The organism is Noviherbaspirillum massiliense JC206, assembly GCF_000312045.1.
In the GTDB taxonomy this organism is placed as follows: Bacteria; Pseudomonadota; Gammaproteobacteria; order Burkholderiales; family Burkholderiaceae_D; genus Noviherbaspirillum; species Noviherbaspirillum massiliense.
This window is the reverse complement of the sequence record NZ_HE978634.1, coordinates 2,976,783-2,993,278: the sequence shown is the minus strand read 5'-3', so window position 1 is coordinate 2,993,278 and position 16,496 is coordinate 2,976,783. Positions and strand designations below refer to the sequence as shown.

General features: G+C 61.1%; 21 protein-coding genes. 12 read left to right on the top strand and 9 right to left on the bottom strand.

What is annotated here, in order from left to right:
• Together HGHM_RS21405 and HGHM_RS14675 are read right to left on the bottom strand one after the other, a co-directional pair.
• A complete protein-coding gene (locus tag HGHM_RS21405) occupies positions 1-741 on the bottom strand; it encodes a gluconate 2-dehydrogenase subunit 3 family protein (RefSeq protein WP_034348542.1) in 741 nt (246 codons plus the stop codon).
• A gap of 147 nt (positions 742-888) precedes the next feature.
• Positions 889-1,950, bottom strand: coding sequence for a 3-deoxy-7-phosphoheptulonate synthase (locus tag HGHM_RS14675; RefSeq protein WP_019142304.1), 1,062 nt, complete (start codon positions 1,948-1,950; stop codon positions 889-891).
• A 232-nt stretch (positions 1,951-2,182) separates the two neighbouring features.
• Here HGHM_RS14675 and HGHM_RS23490 point away from each other — a divergent pair, with 232 nt between their 5' ends.
• Positions 2,183-2,467 carry a hypothetical protein gene (locus tag HGHM_RS23490; protein ID WP_148415521.1) on the top strand — a complete coding sequence of 95 codons (285 nt, stop codon included), beginning with the start codon at positions 2,183-2,185 and terminating at the stop codon, positions 2,465-2,467.
• A gap of 137 nt (positions 2,468-2,604) precedes the next feature.
• Here the strand turns inward: HGHM_RS23490 and HGHM_RS14665 are convergent, their stop codons facing one another.
• On the bottom strand, positions 2,605-2,799 hold the full coding sequence (locus tag HGHM_RS14665) for a hypothetical protein (protein WP_019142302.1): 195 nt from the start codon (positions 2,797-2,799) through the stop codon (positions 2,605-2,607).
• Positions 2,800-2,927: 128 nt separating this feature from the next.
• Between HGHM_RS14665 and HGHM_RS14660 the strand changes: the two genes are divergently transcribed.
• The 3 genes from HGHM_RS14660 to HGHM_RS22350 are packed head-to-tail and all read left to right on the top strand — an operon-like array spanning position 2,928 to position 4,535.
• On the top strand, positions 2,928-3,896 hold the full coding sequence (locus HGHM_RS14660) for an MBL fold metallo-hydrolase (RefSeq protein ID WP_245549222.1): 969 nt from the start codon (positions 2,928-2,930) through the stop codon (positions 3,894-3,896).
• Between the two features lie 46 nt (positions 3,897-3,942).
• The gene (locus tag HGHM_RS23385; RefSeq protein ID WP_019142300.1) at positions 3,943-4,155 is read left to right on the top strand and encodes a hypothetical protein; all 213 of its coding nucleotides are present in this window, start codon (positions 3,943-3,945) and stop codon (positions 4,153-4,155) included.
• Entirely contained in the window at positions 4,125-4,535 is a 411-nt protein-coding gene (locus HGHM_RS22350; protein WP_154652082.1) for a hypothetical protein, read from the top strand. The genes HGHM_RS23385 and HGHM_RS22350 overlap by 31 nt, the downstream gene beginning before the upstream one ends.
• Positions 4,536-4,596: 61 nt before the next feature.
• On the opposite strand, the gene HGHM_RS14645 is transcribed toward HGHM_RS22350, so the two are convergent.
• The gene (locus tag HGHM_RS14645) at positions 4,597-5,760 is read right to left on the bottom strand and encodes a mandelate racemase/muconate lactonizing enzyme family protein (protein WP_019142298.1); all 1,164 of its coding nucleotides are present in this window, start codon (positions 5,758-5,760) and stop codon (positions 4,597-4,599) included.
• A gap of 109 nt (positions 5,761-5,869) precedes the next feature.
• Here HGHM_RS14645 and HGHM_RS14640 point away from each other — a divergent pair, with 109 nt between their 5' ends.
• Positions 5,870-6,772: a LysR substrate-binding domain-containing protein gene (locus HGHM_RS14640; RefSeq protein WP_019142297.1), complete on the top strand. Its 903-nt coding sequence runs from the start codon at positions 5,870-5,872 to the stop codon at positions 6,770-6,772.
• A gap of 289 nt (positions 6,773-7,061) precedes the next feature.
• Here HGHM_RS14640 and HGHM_RS14635 read toward each other — a convergent pair whose 3' ends face one another.
• Entirely contained in the window at positions 7,062-7,988 is a 927-nt protein-coding gene (locus tag HGHM_RS14635; protein WP_019142296.1) for a delta(1)-pyrroline-2-carboxylate reductase family protein, read from the bottom strand.
• A 41-nt stretch (positions 7,989-8,029) separates the two neighbouring features.
• Positions 8,030-8,842: a helix-turn-helix domain-containing protein gene (locus tag HGHM_RS14630; RefSeq protein WP_019142295.1), complete on the bottom strand. Its 813-nt coding sequence runs from the start codon at positions 8,840-8,842 to the stop codon at positions 8,030-8,032.
• Positions 8,843-9,035: 193 nt separating this feature from the next.
• Here HGHM_RS14630 and HGHM_RS14625 point away from each other — a divergent pair, with 193 nt between their 5' ends.
• On the top strand, positions 9,036-9,437 hold the full coding sequence (locus tag HGHM_RS14625) for a hypothetical protein (RefSeq protein WP_026076053.1): 402 nt from the start codon (positions 9,036-9,038) through the stop codon (positions 9,435-9,437).
• Positions 9,438-9,508: 71 nt separating this feature from the next.
• Here HGHM_RS14625 and HGHM_RS14620 read toward each other — a convergent pair whose 3' ends face one another.
• Complete coding sequence (locus HGHM_RS14620; protein WP_019142293.1) at positions 9,509-10,273, bottom strand: TerC family protein; 765 nt, start codon at positions 10,271-10,273, stop codon at positions 9,509-9,511.
• Positions 10,274-10,456: 183 nt separating this feature from the next.
• Positions 10,457-11,140, bottom strand: coding sequence for a Bax inhibitor-1/YccA family protein (locus tag HGHM_RS14615; RefSeq protein ID WP_019142292.1), 684 nt, complete (start codon positions 11,138-11,140; stop codon positions 10,457-10,459).
• 118 nt (positions 11,141-11,258) lie between these two features.
• Between HGHM_RS14615 and nhaR the strand changes: the two genes are divergently transcribed.
• From nhaR to HGHM_RS14595, 4 genes are all read left to right on the top strand, one after another.
• A complete protein-coding gene (gene nhaR, locus HGHM_RS14610; protein ID WP_026076052.1) occupies positions 11,259-12,167 on the top strand; it encodes a transcriptional activator NhaR in 909 nt (302 codons plus the stop codon).
• 553 nt (positions 12,168-12,720) lie between these two features.
• Entirely contained in the window at positions 12,721-13,260 is a 540-nt protein-coding gene (locus HGHM_RS14605; RefSeq protein ID WP_019142290.1) for an SMI1/KNR4 family protein, read from the top strand.
• Positions 13,261-13,335: 75 nt separating this feature from the next.
• Entirely contained in the window at positions 13,336-13,812 is a 477-nt protein-coding gene (locus tag HGHM_RS14600) for a hypothetical protein (protein ID WP_148415519.1), read from the top strand.
• An 81-nt stretch (positions 13,813-13,893) separates the two neighbouring features.
• Positions 13,894-14,274 carry a nuclear transport factor 2 family protein gene (locus HGHM_RS14595; RefSeq protein ID WP_019142288.1) on the top strand — a complete coding sequence of 127 codons (381 nt, stop codon included), beginning with the start codon at positions 13,894-13,896 and terminating at the stop codon, positions 14,272-14,274.
• A 51-nt stretch (positions 14,275-14,325) separates the two neighbouring features.
• On the opposite strand, the gene HGHM_RS14590 is transcribed toward HGHM_RS14595, so the two are convergent.
• Positions 14,326-14,538 carry a hypothetical protein gene (locus tag HGHM_RS14590; RefSeq protein WP_148415517.1) on the bottom strand — a complete coding sequence of 71 codons (213 nt, stop codon included), beginning with the start codon at positions 14,536-14,538 and terminating at the stop codon, positions 14,326-14,328.
• A 264-nt stretch (positions 14,539-14,802) separates the two neighbouring features.
• Between HGHM_RS14590 and HGHM_RS14585 the strand changes: the two genes are divergently transcribed.
• A complete protein-coding gene (locus HGHM_RS14585) occupies positions 14,803-15,213 on the top strand; it encodes a VOC family protein (protein WP_019142286.1) in 411 nt (136 codons plus the stop codon).
• Between the two features lie 52 nt (positions 15,214-15,265).
• A complete protein-coding gene (locus tag HGHM_RS14580) occupies positions 15,266-16,492 on the top strand; it encodes an MFS transporter (protein ID WP_019142285.1) in 1,227 nt (408 codons plus the stop codon).
• The last annotated feature ends 4 nt before the right edge of the window (positions 16,493-16,496 follow it).

The window sequence follows — 16,496 nt, the reverse complement described above, 5'->3', positions numbered from 1 at the left end:
TTATTTTCCTCCGTGCTGCATGCTTGCCGGGATGTTCGGGTGGATGTGGATCACGCCGCGGTTGTCTTCCGCCTGGCTGATCGGCGCCCGCGTATAGGCGATGCCGTGCTTGTCGACGAGTTCGTAGAAATTGGTATAGGCACCGGGGAAGCCGATCATGCGCCAGGCGACCATGTCCTTGTTGCCGCCATAGACCGGGTCGGCGAAAAAGCCTTCGATCGTCAGGGACAGCAGGGATTCGAAGAAGACATTGGAGGGCACGCCGTTCAGGTCGGTCTTGCCGGTCTGGAGCGACTTCAGGTAGGCATCCTGTTCCTGCGCGCTGTAGGAAGCGAAGGACGTCTTGCCGCGCTTGCTCAGGTCCGCGTTGATGGCACGCAATGCGTTGCGAAACAACTCTGCCGGGGTGAACGGCAGCTGGTAACCCTGGGTAGGCTGGCCCTGCTGCCAGGGGCCGCTGCGGTACAGACGCTCGCCCGCGCCCCATGCGCCGCCGAGCTGCTTGTCGAGATAGGACGGCACGCCGGCCTCCAGCGCGCCCGGGCCGTTTTCATCAGCGGGAATCAGGCGTTCGACTGCCGGTTCGATGAACCGGGCTTCTTCCGGCTTGAAGAAAATATAGCTGGTCTGCGCAGGTGCGGCCGGCTGACTGGCCGGACTGGCCGCGCCCACGTCCGCGGCCTTCGTTGCGACCGCCGCGCCGGCCAACCTGAGAAAGGACCGCCGGGAAAGTTTATCCATGATACGCCCCCATGATGAATGGCTGAGAGCGAAATCAAAGCAAGTTGCATTCCGCTTGATCACGGAAAAGTCTTTCGCGCGGACGCGAGGCGCTGAAAAGCAAAGGGCCCGGCATGCCGGGCCCCTGCCAGTATTCGCAGCGGGAAATTACTGCTTGCGCTCCCGCAGCATCCTCGCCGCATCCAGAATCATGGTTTGCGTGGTATCCCACCCGACGCAGCCGTCGGTCACCGAGCAGCCATACTTCAATTGCGACAGGTCGGCGGGAATGTTCTGCTTGCCGGCGACGATGTTCGATTCGATCATCACGCCGACCAGCGACTTATTGCCGAAGCGCACCTGGTTGACCACGTCGGCCATCACCAGCGGCTGCAGTTCCGGATTCTTGAAGCTGTTGGCATGCGAGCAGTCGACCACGATATTCGCCGGCAGCTTGGCCTTGGCCAGCGCCTGTTCGGCCATCGCCACCGAGACGGTGTCATAGTTGGGCCGGCCATCGCCGCCGCGCAGCACGACATGACCGTAGCGGTTGCCGCCGGTGCGCACGATGGCGACCCGGCCCTGGCTGTTGATGCCGAGGAAGGAGTGCGGATGCGATGCCGACAGGATGGCATTGACAGCAATGCCGATGTCGCCGTCGGTACCATTCTTGAAGCCGACCGGGGTCGACAGGCCGGAAGCCATTTCGCGGTGGGTCTGCGATTCGGTGGTACGCGCGCCGATCGCGGTCCAGGCAATCAGGTCGCCGAGGTATTGCGGCGAGATCGGATCGAGCGCTTCGGTGGCGGTCGGCAAGCCGAGCTCGCAGACGTCGAGCAGGAACTGGCGCGCATTCGCCATGCCGCGCTCGATATGGAAGGAGTCATCCATGTCCGGATCGTTGATGTAACCCTTCCAGCCGGTGGTGGTGCGCGGCTTCTCGAAATACACCCGCATCACCAGCAGCAGCGTGTCCTTCACTTCTTCCTGTAGCGCGTTCAGCCGGCGCGCATAGTCGAGACCCGCCACCGGGTCGTGGATCGAGCAGGGTCCGACCACGACGAACATGCGCGAATCCTTGCGGTCGAGGATGTTCTTGAGCGCTTCCCGGCCTTGCACCACGGTAGCAGCGGCCTTGTCGCTCAGGGGCAGGCGCGCATGCAATTCCTGCGGCGAGGGCATGGCATCGAAGGCGGTGACGTTGAGGTTTTCGGTATGGAAGGAAGTCATAAGAAGGTCGTAATGAAGTGCAATCCTGCAGGAAAGAGAAGAGCGGCAAAGGCGACAGTGTAGCGTTTATTGACAGCAATGCGGTGGAGGCGGTGTGGCCGGACGCAACTTGCCTTTGTGTATGGTCCAATTGATTTTTGCTATAGCAGTTGTGGAAACTTTTCCGGATTTGCTGCATCGCATACAAGGAGGCGGCGCATTGGCTGCCTTTGAATTCAACCGGAGATATGACATGGCCCATTCCACCCGCAACGAGGAAGTCGACAAGAGGAAACAATCCAGTGAGCCCGGATCGTCGCATGGCAAGAATTCGGCATCGGTGACGCCGAAGGATGTTCCGCCCGACACGGCTGCTTCCCAGGACGTTACCGAACGGAAGATCGCCTCGGACGATGTGGATGAACAGGTCGAGGAATTGCTGGACGATGCCGTCGAAATGACCTTTCCCGCAAGCGACCCGATCGCCATTCCCGACCCGAGCAAGCTGGAGAAGGACAGGGAGCACAAGCGCCCGTAAGCGGGGCCTGTGTCTTCAACCCTTCCTGACATGGAGCAGGCCCGGAAGCAGGATTTTGCCGGGCTGACTTCCATCCTTCATTCCGTTCCTATTTCTGCAAAAGATGCTTCCGAGGCGCGCCGCGTCCCGGTGCGTGCTCAGGCATCTCCCACAATCTTCACGACCAGTCCGGTGCCGCCGCAATTGGGGCAGGGTTTCTGGTCCGCCAGCCTGCCGCTGCCATTGCACTCGGGGCAGGTGATTTCGCCCGTCTGTTCGCTGCCCGGTGCGGCTTCATCGCCCGGATTGCGCCGGCTTTCCGGGGTGCCGGGATCGGGAGGGGAAGTATTCATCAGCGTGCTCCAGTAAAACTTTCCTGCTCCTGTGACCTCCGGGACAGGGCCGGGTTCGACCGGGAATCAAAATTGCATGCGCCCGAGCGATAGTTCTGAACAGATGAACGGACAGGAGCGAGGCGGGCATGAAACCGGACTTTTCCATGGCGGGCAAGGGCATTCTTGCGGTGCTGATGGCGATGCTGCTGCACGGATGCGCATCCGGGCAGGAACAGAAAGAAGGCCAGGCAGGCGGCGCACAACAGGTACTGACCCTGCAAGCGCCGGCGCAGAAGGCGGTGCCGGAGACCGGCACGGTGACTTTCATCGGCACGGCTACGGTGATCATCCGCTATGCCGGCTTTACCATCCTGACCGATCCGAATTTCCTGCACATGGGCGACCATGTGCATCTCGGCTACGGGCTGACGGCAAAACGCCTCACCAATCCCGCGATCGACCTGGACCAGTTGCCGCCGATCGATCTGATCGTGCTGTCCCACATGCATGGCGACCACTTCGACCAGCTGGTGCAGGAAAAGCTGGACCGCAACATCCCCATCGTCACTACGCCTCAGGCCGCAGGGCAGCTGGCGGACATGGGTTTCAAGGCGCGCTATCCGCTCGCGACCTGGGAAACCCTGCAGGTCAGGAAAGGCGATGCCAGCCTCAAGATCACTGCAATGCCCGGGCGGCACGGCCCGCCGGTGGCGTACCGCCTGCTGCCGCAGGTGATGGGCTCCATGCTGGAATTCTCCGCCAGGGGCAATCAGACGGACTATCGCATGTACATCAGCGGCGACACCCTGGTGTATGACGACATTCATGACATTCCGAAGCGCTATCCGGACATCGACCTTGCGCTGCTGCACCTGGGCGGCACCCGCATCCTCGGTGTGATGAAGGTGACGATGGATGACAAGGACGGGGTGAAGATGTTGCAGATCATCGCACCCCATCATGCGATCCCGATTCACTTCAACGACTACGATGTGTTCAAGTCGCCCCTGAGCGATTTCGAAAAGGAAGTGAGGCGCGCCGAACTGCAGAGCCGGATCACCTACCTCAAGCATGGCGAGAGTTACCAGTTCCAGCCGAAGAGCGGTAACCGGTGATCGGTTCGTCACATCCTGGACTCCGGCTTATGGCTGGCAGCTCTTCATGTCGGGCCTGGATGCAATCGATCCTGTTCTCCGGCTCGAATCCGCCACGGGTGTGCAGAAGAAACTGCACTACCTCAAGGAAGCGGGTAGCGCGATAAAAAAGACGCTGCAATGCAAACCCGAAAGGAAAAAAACGATCCAACTTTTCAAGGGGTCGAACGACCGGATGTTCAGCGCGCCATGCAACATCTTTTGCTACCCATCGCCGTGATTTTCATCCTGCAACTGCCGGGCTGCGCGGCGCCTGATCCCGCCTCAGGCCAACCGCAAGAGCTGCAAGTGCGGAAAGAGAGTGGCCAGAAGGAACCGAAGCCGCGCAACGACAAGCCGGCACGCCCGACGCCCTATATTCTCCCCACGACTATCCAGCGGCTTCCTCCGCCCGCCGCGGCGGCGCCTCCCCGCACACCGGTCATGCCGGCAGTGCCGCCGGCGCCGGCCATGCCTGCACCGCCCGCGCCCGTCACGACTTGCGATCCCGGCGGATGCTGGAATGCGAACGGAGGACGATACAACGGCGCGGGAGGGGCTTATCTCGACGGCGGCGGCAGGCTCTGCCAGCGCAGCGGTGTCTGGATGCAGTGCTTCTGAAATGCAATCGGCCGCTGGCTGCGATGCATGCAGCCAGCGGCCGATCAATGCCTGGCGGTGCTTAGTTACTCAGCGCCTGCATTTCCTTGTACAGGTCAGCCTTGCCTTCGAAGCCGATGCCCGGCAGGTCCGGCATCGTCACATAGCTGTTCTCGACCTTCACGCCGTCCGGGAAGCCGCCGTAGGGCTGGAACAGGTCCGGATAGGACTCGTTGCCGCCGAGACCGAGGCCGGCCGCGATGTTGAGGGACATCTGGTGGCCGCCGTGCGGAATGCAGCGGCTGGGCGACCAGCCGTGCTGCTTCAGCATTTCCAGGGTGCGCAGGTACTCGACCAGACCGTAGGACAGGGCGCAGTCGAACTGCAGCCAGTCGCGGTCGGCGCGCATGCCGCCGTAGCGAATCAGGTTGCGCGCATCCTGCATGGAGAACAGGTTCTCGCCGGTGGCCATCGGGTTCTTGTAGTAGCTGCGCAGCACTGCCTGCAGTTCGTAGTCCAGCGGATCGCCGGCTTCCTCGTACCAGAACAGGTTGTACTGGGACAGCGCCTTGGCATAGGCAATCGCGGTGTCCATGTCGAAGCGGCCGTTGGCATCCACGCACAGGCGCTGGCCATCCTTGAGAATGGACAGCACCGACTCGATGCGGCGCAGGTCTTCGGACAGCGGCGCGCCGCCGATCTTCATCTTCACCACAGAGTAGCCGCGGTCGAGGTAACTGCGCATCTCGTTCTTCAGCTGCTCGTCGTCCTTGCCGGGATAGTAGTAGCCGCCAGCCGCATAGACGAACACCTTGCGGTTCGCCTTGCCGTCGCCATAGCGCTCGGCCAGCAGCTGGAACAGCGGCTTGTTCTCGATCTTCGCGACCGCGTCCCACACCGCCATGTCGATGGTGCCGATCGCGACCGAGCGCTCGCCGTGGCCGCCCGGCTTTTCATTCTTGAACATCGTGTCCCACACCTTGTGCGGGTCGATCACGCCATTGGCGTCGAGCAGGGACTCCGGCTTCGCTTCCAGGATGCGCGGGATGAAGCGCTCGCGCATCAGCTGGCCCTGGCCGTAGCGGCCGTTGGAATTGAAGCCGTAGCCGACGACGGGCTTGCCGTCGCGGATCACGTCGGTGATTACGGCGACGAGGCTCAGCGTCATCTTGCTGAAATCGATGTAGGCATTGCGGATAGGAGAGCTGATCGGCTTGGTGACTTCGCGGATGTCGACAATCTTCATGAGGGCAGTCCTTGCAAAAATAGGGGTGGCGGTACGGTCATTACTTTACCGGTTCAATATAAACTCGTGCTTTACCAGAATTCATACCATTCTTTCCTTTGATTTAATAATGGATGCATCTTCCGAACTCGCCTTCTTTGTACTCCTGGCGAAAAAAGCCAGTTTTTCCGAAACGGCAAGAGAACTCGACGTCACCCCGCCCGCGGTCAGCAAGCGCCTGATGCAGCTCGAGCAGCGCCTCGGCGTGCGCCTCGTCAATCGCACCACCCGCAAGATGAGCCTGACCGACGAGGGGGCGCTTTACCTCGCGCAGGCAACCCGCATCCTTGCCGACATCGAAGCGATGGAGCAGATGGTGTCGGGCGGCCGCGATGCGCCCAAGGGCTTGCTGCGGGTGAATGCCACGCTCGGCTTCGGCCGCACCTATATCGCCCCCATCGTGTCGACCTTCTCCCGGGAATATCCGGATGTGGAAGTCCAGCTGCAACTGACCGACCGCCCGCTCAACCTGGTGGAGGAAGCCTTCGACCTCGGCATCCGCTTCGGCAGCCTGCCGGACGCGCGCCTGTCCGCGCGCAAGATCATGTCGAACCGGCGCTTCCTGTGCGCCTCGCCCACCTACCTGAAAAAGGCGGGCGTGCCGCAAGCGCCGCAGGACCTGGCGCAGCATACCTGCATCATCCACCGGCAGAACGACGATGCCTATGGCGTCTGGCGCCTGACCAAGGGCCGCAAGGTGGAATCGGTCAAGGTGCACGGCACGCTTTCCAGCAATGACGGCGACGTGGTGCTGGGATGGGCGCTCGATGGGCGCGGCATCGTGATCCGTTCGGAATGGGACCTGAACAAGTACCTGCAGAGCGGGCGCCTGCAGCTGGTGCTGGAAGACTATGCCTTGCCGCCGGCCGACCTGTACGCGGTCTATCCCGACCGGCACAACCTGTCAGCCAAGGTGCGGATCTTCATCGACTTCCTGGTGGAGCAGCTCAAGGCGCAGTGGGTGGCGCAGTAGGGCATCTCTGCAAGGGAAACCGCTGTTGCTCCATCTCCTTGCACAGGATGCGGCTGAAAGGGAAAGGAAGTAGGGTGCGCAGTGCGCACCGGAAGCTCTGCTTCGTGCTTGCGAACCGTTTCGCCTCGCAAGGCGAAACGTGGGACGGTTGGGATAGGGATGGCTTTCAATGCCTTCAAAATTCTTGACCCGCTCCCACGCTACGCATCCCTTGAAGGAGAGTGAAAGAAGTAGGGTGCGCCATGCGCACCGGAAGCACAAGGTGCGCATGACGCACCCTACTCCTCTATCAGTCAGGCCTGATAAATCGTACCGCTACCCGTGCCGCTGCCAGGTCCCACGCTGCATGCCCGACGGTTTTCAGCACGGGTGTCACGGCTGACTCGCCGATGCCATGGGCAAGGACATGCGGCAGGTCGCGCACCTTGTCCCAGTCGATGCCGGCACGAAGCAGGTCGCCGGCTTCATGCCGCGCGCCTTCAAGATGATCGACCACGATGGGCCGCGCATGCAGGAGAGCCGCCGGCAATTCCGCCATGTCCGGCTTGAAGGCGCCGACACCGACGGCGAGCGTTTCCGGCCGCAGCTGCTCGGGAATGACAGGGGCCTTCGAAGTCGTGAGGGCAATCACCAGGTCGGCCTGCAGGCAATGCGCCGGCAGTTCCGCCAGGGTGACCGGCGTGGCCGTCACCTGCGGATAACGCTGGGCCACCGCCTCGCAAAAGCGGCTTGCGGATTCCCGATCGCGACTGGCAATCCGGAGTTGGCTCAGGCCGAGGAATTCGATCAGCGCATCCGCATGCGCCGCGGCCTGCACGCCGGTGCCGATCAGCACGGCCGAGGCCGGTGCGGCGGGCACGAGCCTGCGGATGCCGGCCAGCGTGACGGCCGCGGTGCGGCGCGCGGTCACAGTGGGACCGTCGAGCAGTGCCAGCCTGCGTCCGGTAGCGGTGTCGAACACGATGACTTCCCCCTGGATCGCAGGCAGGCCATGCCGGGCATTGTCGCCGTGTACGGTGATCTGCTTGGTGGCGCTGATGTCCGCGCCGATGGCCGGCATGCCGAGCAGCACGCTGGACGCATCGATGCGTACCACCTGCCGTTCCGGCGCAAGGATTTCGCCGCGTGCGAATTGCAGCGCCGCCTGTTCGATGGCGGGCACGAGTTCGGCATAGGGCAGCGCCTGCGCGGTTTGCTCCGGGTTCAGTATGTGCATGATGGTTCCAACAAGTTGATTTGCAGGGAAAGGCGGGATCGTCACCCGGTCTGCGCTGTTTGCGCCCTGCCTGCCAGCGCCGCCGCGGTCGCAGAGTCCGCCGGGAAGAAGGATTCGATCGCCAGTTCCGACAGGGTGATGTCGACCGGCGTGCCGAATATCATCGTGGTGCTGAAGAAGCTCAGGATGCCGGCCTCGGTCTTCAGCTGAAAGGGCACGGCGACGCCGGCATGCGGTTCCACCGTCACCGGGCCGAATGCCTGTCCATCCGGCGCAGGATAGGCGCTCAATTCCCGCAGCAGTTCAATCAGAACCGGATCGGCGGTCGCCTCGACCTGGCGCCGCAGCCTGTCCAGCAGGTGCGCGCGCCATTCGGCGAGATTGGCGATGTGCGGCGCCAGGCCTTTCGGATGCAGGCTCAGGCGAAGCACATTGACGGGCGCTTGCAGCAGCGCGGGATCGGCCTGTGCCATTAGTGGCGGCACTGCCTCGTTCGCGGTGACCAGCGTCCAATGGCGGTCGACGGCCAGCGCCGGATAAGGCGCATGGCCGGCCAGGATCAGATCGATCGCCTTGCGCACCGCATTCAGCGCCGGATCGGCCAGCGGGCGCTCGGGATAGACCGGCGCATAACCGGCGGCATGCAACAGCGCATTGCGCTCCCTCAAAGGAATGTCCAGCCGCTCGGCCAGACGCAGCAGCATCTCGCGGCTCGGCTGGGAGCGTCCTGTTTCGAGGAAGCTCATGTGCCGCGGCGAGATGTCGGCTTCATAGGCAAGGTCGAGCTGGCTCAGGCGGCGGCGCTGCCGCCACTCGCGCAACAACTCGCCGATCGGTCGGGTGGATTGCATCATGAGGCGATGATAACGCAACCGTCAGCCATTCCTATTACCTCGGACGTAATTGAATCGAAGCGCGGCGTGGGCAATCATGCATCCAAGCCCGACGCAATCGATGCATGGTTCAGGCGACGGGTTCCTGGCCAAGGCCAACACCGATGTATTCCTCAACCCACTGCGGCCTCGCGGCCGCCATAAGGAGATTGCCATGTCTTTGCTGGATGCTTCCCCCTTCCTGCGTCGCGTATTGCTGGCCGATGCCGCCGCCAGCGCAGCCACCGGCCTGCTGATGGCGCTGGGCGCCGGGCCCTTGTCGAGCTGGCTTGGTTTGCCGGAAGGATTGCTGCGGTATGCGGGGCTGGTGCTGCTGCCGTTTGCAGCTTTTGTCGGCTACGTCGGTACGCGGCAGCAGGTATCGCGTGCGGCGGTGTGGACGATCATCGTCGCCAATGCCGTGTGGGCCATCGAAAGCATCATGCTGCTGGTGCTGGGCTGGGTGGCGCCGAACGCGCTCGGCCATGCCTTCGTCATTGCACAGGCGCTGGCGGTCGGCGTGCTGGCCGAGCTGGGGTATTTCGGCGTGCGCCGCTCGGCGCTCCTGCCTGCCTGACTACTGATCCCGCTGCTTGCGGGCTGGGGCCGGCAGCGCTCCGTGCGCATGCCGGCTGTTTCCATCTGGCTTCAGTGCTTGAGCGATTCATGGTCCGGTGCATAGACCGAATGCACTGGCACCGGATGCGTCGAGCGCTTGCGCAGCCTGATGTTGAGCATCTCTACCACTACCGAGAAGGCCATGGCGCTGTAGATGTAGCCTTTCGGCACATGATGGCCGAAGCCCTCGGCGATCAGCACCACCGCCACCACGACCAGGAAGGACAGCGCCAGCATCTTGATGGTCGGGTGCGCCGACACGAAGCGGCCGATCGGGCCGGCGAAGAACATCATCATGCCGACCGAAGCGATGACGGCGGCAATCATCACGGCCACCTCGTCGACCATGCCGACTGCGGTGATGATGGAGTCGAGCGAGAACACCAGGTCGATCAGCATGATCTGCACGATCGCGCCCGCCAGCGTGGCCTTGACCGCGCCGCCCGTGCTGCCCTCGGCGCCTTCGAAAGTTTCATGGATTTCGCTCACGCTCTTCCAGAGCAGGAACAATCCGCCGGCGACCAGTACCAGGTCGCGCCCCGAAAAGCCTTTCCCCAGAATCGAGAACAGCGGTTCGGTCATGCCGACGATCCACGACAGGATCAGCAGCAGCCCGATACGCATGAACATCGCCATGAACAGGCCGAGCCTGCGCGTCAGTTCGCGCTGATGCTGCGGCAGCTTGTCGACCAGGATGGAAATGAAGATGATGTTGTCGATCCCGAGCACCAGTTCCAGTGCGGTCAGGGTGGCGAAGGCGATCCAGACTTGGGGATCGGAGAGCAGTTCCAGCATGATGAAGTCCTTGTTCTACGAGCGAATTTCAATTTCGCCGTGGGGGATAGGGTGCGCACGGCGCACCCTACTGAGGTTCTCTTTGGCGACAGTCATTGCCGCCGGATCAAAAAAGGGCGCCAGGTAATGACACATGGCGCCCTTCGAGCGACCGGGCAGAAATCTGCCGAGGTCCTGGTTTGCTTATTCCTTGCTGGCAAAGCCGAGCAGGTGCAGCAGGCTGGTGAACAGGTTGAAGATCGACACGAACAAGCTTAGTGTCGCCATCACATAGTTGGTTTCACCGCCGCGTACAATGTTGTTGGTCTCGTACAGGATCATGCCGGACATCAGCAGCACGAACACCGCCGAGACGGTCAGCGACAGGGCCGGGATGCTGAAGAACACCGCAGCCAGGCCGGCCAGGAAGGCAACCAGCACGCCGACGAAGAGGAAGCCGCCCATGAAGGACAGGTCACGCTTGGTCGTCAATGCGTAGGCTGACAGACCCAGGAAGATCGCGGCCGTGCCGCCCAGCGCCATCATGACCACCTGCGTGCCATTCGGCAGGTGCAGGTAGTGGCTGATCACCGGTCCCAAGGTATAACCCATGAAGCCGGTCAGCGCGAACAGCAGGCCCACGCCGACGCCGCTGTTGCGATACTTGGTAATCGCAAATAGCAGGCCGAAGTAGCCGACCAGCGTGATCAGGATGCCGGGATGCGGCAGCCTGAGCGCAGCCGAGACGCCTGCGGTGAGCGCGCTGAATGCCAGCGTCGCCGACAGCAACATGTAAGTGTTGCGCAATACCCGGTGCGCCGCGCCGTCCATGACGGTAGTCGTGGAGCGCATGGTGTTGCCGCGCAACGATTGATAACGTTCATTCATGCTTTACCTCCTTTGTTGATTGAACACCTGCCGTTGCGGCAGATGATGAGATGGTAAGCGCTTCGCATTCATGTAAAAAGCGAAGATAATATGAACTTTGGTTCGGAAAAATAAGATGATGAAATCCTCGGGACTCAATTTCCGCCATCTCTACTACTTCTGGGTCGTTGCCAAGGAAGGCAGCGTCACCCGCGCCGCCGAACGCCTTGATGTCGCCGTGCAAACCATCAGCGCCCAGCTCGCGCTGCTGGAGCAGTCGCTAGGCAAGGCCCTGTTCGCGCCGCAGGGCCGCCGCCTGGTGCTGACGGAGGCAGGCCGGGTCGCGCTCGCCTACGCCGACCAGATCTTCCTGCTCGGCGAGCAGTTGCAGGATGTGCTGTCGGAAACCGATATCGGCCAGACCATGCGCCTGACGGTCGGCATTTCCGATTCCCTGCCGAAACTGATCGCCACCCGCCTGCTGTACGCCGCGCTGCAACTGCCGCAGCGGGTCAAGCTGGTCTGCTATGAAGACGATTTCGAATCGCTGCTGGGTGACTTGTCGGTGCACAAGCTTGACGTGGTGCTGACCGACCGGCCCGTACCGTCAGGCACCACCCTGCGGGTATTCAGCCACCTGCTGGGCGAAAGCGAAATCACCCTGTTCGGCGTACCGGAGCTGGCGAAGAAGTACCGCTCCGACTTTCCCGCCAGCCTGCGCGGCGCCCCGGTGCTCCTGCCCACGCGCAACAACGCCATCCGCGGCCGGCTGGATCACTGGTTCGAAGTCAACGACATCCGCCCCGACGTGGCCGGCGAGTTCGATGACAACGCGCTGCTGAACACCTTCGGCAGAAGCGGCCTCGGCCTCTTTCCCGCGCCGTCAGCGCTGGCCGACGACGTCAAGGAACAGTTCGGCGCAGTGCCCGTGGGCGAACTGGCGGAAGTGCGTGAACAGTTCTATGCGATTTCCAACGAACGCAAGATCAAGCATCCGGCAGTGGATGCGATTCTGACGGCGATTGATGGGAAGGTGTTTGCGCGGTGAGCGTTTGTTGTTGTGACTTGGGCGAGCATTGTCGGCTGTCCTTAACTGGTGCCGGACAGTGTATCGTGCATACCGTACAGATGGTGACGTGCAACTAAACAGTTAGGCCACAGGGGAGCATATGCGGTGTACCTTAAGCGCGTTATTGGCAGTGACAACCGCGTCAGCTATTGCCGCAGAATCGGTTCGACTTGATTCGAAGTTTGTTTACACGCTCTATAGAAGCAGTGCAGTTGTGGGTGGCGAAAAGTGACGCGTGCATGTCACAACCTTCGATAGCTCGGATGGAGCTGAATACAACAGAGACAACTGCGAAGTAGCGAAAGCCTTGTTTCAAGCTCAGCCGGGCGTAACCGTCAGGTACTGGTGCGAGCGCGGCTATTTCAGCAAGCAGTAGAGAAGAGGTGAAATTTCAATTGGCCGCGTGCCACCTGAAGTCGTCCTGAGGCCTGATATTTCCATCCACGCGGCGGTCTTCAGCGGCGCTTGATGTCAGGTGTTAGAAGTCACACGAAGTGCGGTGCGAATTGAGGATGCAGCAAGGAAAAATGGCATGGAAAACGTTGTAGTCACAGCTAATCCACATGGCGCATTGGACATGGCCGAGTTAGATGCATTTGAGAGAGCATTGGGCGGCCCACTCCCCATGTCCTATAGGGATTATCTTATGCGGTTTAATGGTGGGAAGTTCAAGAACGACATCGTTCCTCTTTCTGACGATGCTACCCGGATTCATCATATGTATGGATTACATAAAGGACCTATTTATTCAAGACTTTCCATAGAAAGATCGGCCAGCTTCAGTCTTGATTACTTAGGGATATGTGATGACGCCTTCGGCAACCACTTCCTTATAAAGCTTCAGGGTGAAGGGGCTGGAGCGATTTACTTTCTTGACCATGAAGAAGCTAGTGCACCTGGCGTTTTCACCCTGATCGCACATGATTTCTCTGAGTTTGTGAAGTGCATGACCTCTGAGGATCAGCATATGACGCAATTCCGGGAGCGTGATCCAGAGCGATATGCGGAATTTCAAAGCCGCTTGCGGGAAATGAAGAAGTTGCGAGCTGAAGAACTGAATAAGAATAGTTGAATGAGCAAGAACATCGAAGCAAGAGAGAATGTAATTTGATGACTTCTAACACAACATTCGACACAGACGTCTTCGTTGGTCAAACAAGGCGTCAAAAATAATGAGAGTCACGACGAAATGAAGTGGCTTTTTCTCGCCTTCATCACGTTGATGGGCGTACTCATCAATATCGCAGCCATGACGACGAATCCGATTTCTAAAATTCCTGCGATAGCCGCATTTAATATTGCGCTCGTCGGGCTTCTATTAATCTGGTACGGGGCCTATTTTGAGCGGAACGTCATTAATGCCAAATGCAGAGATTTCGGAGTAACCCTGCTCACTGTTTCCGCCGGCGTTTTCATCGCGCAAGCAGGCATTCATGCAGCGCTAGCGAATTCCTGCGATGGTTTTTTGTCCAGCCGACCGTACAGATTGCGAAACGAGATTGCGAGGTTCTTCCAATCTCATGGGTACTGTACTGAAATCGGCATCGCTGCTGCTTTGGCTGGAATCTGCTTAACCTACACTGGAGCAAAACTGTTTTTCAGAGCCAATCAAAGAGGCTACTGATGAACACGATAAGCTCGACGCAACCCTTTTGATCATCGCTCAATACTGACGTGGTTTTGCCAATCAAATAAGCGAGCGCTCATGAACGAACCCGCCATTCCCAAAGACATCGCCATCACTTTCCTCCGCCTCGTCGCTTCCGGTAAGGTGCGCGAGGCCTACGACAAGTACATCGCCCCCGGCTTCCGCCATCACAATCCCTACTTCCCCGGGGATGCCGAATCGCTGATGGCGGCGATGGAGGAAAGCGCTGCGAAAAATCCGGGCAAGACTTTCGAAGTCCAGCGCGCGCTGCAGGACGGCAGCCTGGTGGTGGTGCATTCCCGTGTCAGGCAGAACCCGTCCGACCGAGGCGCAGCGGTGGTGCACCTGTTCCGCTTCGAGGGTGGACGCATCGCCGAGATGTGGGATGTCGGGCAGGCGCTGCCCGAGAACTCGCCCAATGAACACGGCATGTTCTGACAGGCTTTGCCCTCGTGCCGGAGCGGAGGAGCGGCATCGGGTCCGGCTCGCTCAGGCTGCCATTTCGATTGCCGCTGGCGTTTCCACGCTGACAAGCCGTTCGGCATGCTTCTTCATTTCCGCAGCATGCTCGGACTTGGCAAGGCGGACCAGGCTCATCAGCATCTGGCGGTAGATATGCTTTTCGCGGCTGCTTGCATCCTCCGGGCAGGCGGCATCGACCATGGCTTCAATCATGACTTCGGTGTTCAGTGCATTCTGCATTTGTGCGCTCCCTTGAATAAGAAATTCCTTGGAGTAAATGTAGGAAAAAACCGACTGGCAATGCTTGAGCATGCGCAATAAAAACTCGGAAAATTCCTACAACGGTAGGAAAATGGCAAAAGTGGCAATATGTTAGTTGTTCCGTTTTCCTGTCCGCATCCGGGAAGCGGCATCGCAACAGGCGGGTCGAAAATTTTCACCACCAGAGGCGCCTGCCGGGACACCAGGCAAAGGCGGACTCCATCAACGAGGAGCATGACAAGCATGGCAACGAAACTGCTGGCCGACCGGCTGGATCACATCGTCCTGACCGTCAAGGACATCGAAGCGACGACCGTGTTTTACGAGCGGGCACTCGGCTTCGAGCGCGAATTCTTCCGCGGACCGGAAGGGCAGCCGCGGCATGCATTGCGGTTTGGAAACCAGAAGATCAACCTGCAGGACCGCGGCACAGATACGCCGACCAAGGCGGTCGCGCCCACCTTCGGTGCGGGCGATTTCTGCCTGATCGCGTCGGTGCCGGTCGACCAGGTGCTGGCGCATCTGCAGGAGCAGGGCATTGCCATCGAAGCCGGCCCGGTGCCGCGGCGCGGCGCGCTGGGGCCGCTGCGCTCCATCTACTTCCGCGACCCGGACGGCAACCTGATCGAAGTGGCGGAATACGTCCAGGGCTGACCGATCCATGAACCAAGGCGGGATGCAGTAGCATCCTGCCGGCCCCACCTGCATGAATACACCCAGCCAGAGCCTCGCCCAGCGCCGCAGCATCATCGGCATTCTTTCCTTCACCCAGGTCGTGTCCTGGGGTTCGCTTTATTACGCCTTCGCTCTCCTTGCCGCCGACATGCAGCGCGAATTCGGCTGGCGCACCGAAGTCATCTTCGGCGCGTTTTCGTGGAGCCTGCTGATCGCCGGGCTGGCTTCGACGCCGGCCGGCATCCTGCTGGACCGCTACGGCGGGCGGCCGGTGATGGGCACCGGCTCCCTGCTGGCCGGCGCCGGGATGGTCACGCTCGGCATGACGCATTCCCTTGCCGGCTATGTCGCGGCATGGACCCTGCTCGGCCTGGCCATGGCGATGGTGCTGTATGAAGCCGCCTTCGCCACCATCAACCGTGAATTCGTGCACGATGCGCGCCAGGGCATTTCCATCGTGACCCTGTCCGGCGGACTCGCCAGCACCGTGTTCTGGCCGCTGACGCTGATGCTCAAGCATCACTTCGGCTGGCGCGAGACCTGCCTCATCTACGCCGCCGCGCATCTGCTGCTGTGCGCGCCGCTGCATGCACTGCTGCCGGCCAGCGCACGCAGGGTCGTCGCGCGCGCGGCGGAATCCATCGCGCGCAACTACACCCTGCAGGAAGCGGTCCGTCATCCCGTCTTCTGGAAGCTTGCCTTCGCCTTCGCCGCCAATACCTTCATCTTCGCGGCGCTGTCGGTGCACCTGATCCCGACCCTGCAGCGCTTCGGCCATCCGCTTGCCGCGTCGGTGTTCATGGCGACCCTGATCGGGCCGATGCAGGTGGCCGGGCGCATTGCCGAAATGGCTTTCGCCTCGCGCGTGCGGCCGCAGGCCGTGGGCAAGTTGACCTTTGCCATCCTGCCGGCGGCCCTGCTGACCGTGATTTTCCTGGGGCAGCATCAGGCGGCGGCGGCCGCGTTCTGCATGCTGTACGGCGTGAGCAATGGCGTACTGACCATCGTGCGCGGCACCGTGCCGCAGGCGCTGTTCGGCCGCCAGAACTATGGCGCGATTTCCGGCGCGCTCGCCGGACCGTCGCTGGCCGCCAAGGCGATCGGGCCGCTCGCGGTCGCCGCCTTCGTCGAAGCCACGCCATCGCCGCGCTGGCTGCTGGCCATGCTGCTGGTGGTGTCGCTGGCTTCCCTGTGGTCTTACCTGGCGGCGGTCAAAGTGCCGCAGGAAGAGGCGGAACTGAAGGTGGCGCAGGACTGATGCG

What these genes read in the sequence shown, in the direction of transcription:
- HGHM_RS14660 (WP_245549222.1), top strand. Translation starts at nt 2,928, where the DNA reads ATGAAACCGGACTTTTCCATGGCGGGCAAGGGCATTCTTGCGGTGCTG.
- nhaR (WP_026076052.1), top strand. Translation starts at nt 11,259, where the DNA reads ATGAAATCCTCGGGACTCAATTTCCGCCATCTCTACTACTTCTGGGTC.
- HGHM_RS14620 (WP_019142293.1), bottom strand. Translation starts at nt 10,273, where the DNA reads ATGCTGGAACTGCTCTCCGATCCCCAAGTCTGGATCGCCTTCGCCACC.
- HGHM_RS14635 (WP_019142296.1), bottom strand. Translation starts at nt 7,988, where the DNA reads ATGCACATACTGAACCCGGAGCAAACCGCGCAGGCGCTGCCCTATGCC.
- HGHM_RS14590 (WP_148415517.1), bottom strand. Translation starts at nt 14,538, where the DNA reads ATGCAGAATGCACTGAACACCGAAGTCATGATTGAAGCCATGGTCGAT.
- HGHM_RS22350 (WP_154652082.1), top strand. Translation starts at nt 4,125, where the DNA reads ATGCAACATCTTTTGCTACCCATCGCCGTGATTTTCATCCTGCAACTG.
- HGHM_RS14630 (WP_019142295.1), bottom strand. Translation starts at nt 8,842, where the DNA reads ATGATGCAATCCACCCGACCGATCGGCGAGTTGTTGCGCGAGTGGCGG.
- HGHM_RS14675 (WP_019142304.1), bottom strand. Translation starts at nt 1,950, where the DNA reads ATGACTTCCTTCCATACCGAAAACCTCAACGTCACCGCCTTCGATGCC.
- HGHM_RS14585 (WP_019142286.1), top strand. Translation starts at nt 14,803, where the DNA reads ATGGCAACGAAACTGCTGGCCGACCGGCTGGATCACATCGTCCTGACC.
- HGHM_RS14595 (WP_019142288.1), top strand. Translation starts at nt 13,894, where the DNA reads ATGAACGAACCCGCCATTCCCAAAGACATCGCCATCACTTTCCTCCGC.
- HGHM_RS14645 (WP_019142298.1), bottom strand. Translation starts at nt 5,760, where the DNA reads ATGAAGATTGTCGACATCCGCGAAGTCACCAAGCCGATCAGCTCTCCT.
- HGHM_RS14625 (WP_026076053.1), top strand. Translation starts at nt 9,036, where the DNA reads ATGTCTTTGCTGGATGCTTCCCCCTTCCTGCGTCGCGTATTGCTGGCC.
- HGHM_RS14615 (WP_019142292.1), bottom strand. Translation starts at nt 11,140, where the DNA reads ATGAATGAACGTTATCAATCGTTGCGCGGCAACACCATGCGCTCCACG.
- HGHM_RS21405 (WP_034348542.1), bottom strand. Translation starts at nt 741, where the DNA reads ATGGATAAACTTTCCCGGCGGTCCTTTCTCAGGTTGGCCGGCGCGGCG.
- HGHM_RS14580 (WP_019142285.1), top strand. Translation starts at nt 15,266, where the DNA reads ATGAATACACCCAGCCAGAGCCTCGCCCAGCGCCGCAGCATCATCGGC.
- HGHM_RS23385 (WP_019142300.1), top strand. Translation starts at nt 3,943, where the DNA reads ATGTCGGGCCTGGATGCAATCGATCCTGTTCTCCGGCTCGAATCCGCC.
- HGHM_RS14605 (WP_019142290.1), top strand. Translation starts at nt 12,721, where the DNA reads ATGGAAAACGTTGTAGTCACAGCTAATCCACATGGCGCATTGGACATG.
- HGHM_RS14665 (WP_019142302.1), bottom strand. Translation starts at nt 2,799, where the DNA reads ATGAATACTTCCCCTCCCGATCCCGGCACCCCGGAAAGCCGGCGCAAT.
- HGHM_RS23490 (WP_148415521.1), top strand. Translation starts at nt 2,183, where the DNA reads ATGGCCCATTCCACCCGCAACGAGGAAGTCGACAAGAGGAAACAATCC.
- HGHM_RS14640 (WP_019142297.1), top strand. Translation starts at nt 5,870, where the DNA reads ATGGATGCATCTTCCGAACTCGCCTTCTTTGTACTCCTGGCGAAAAAA.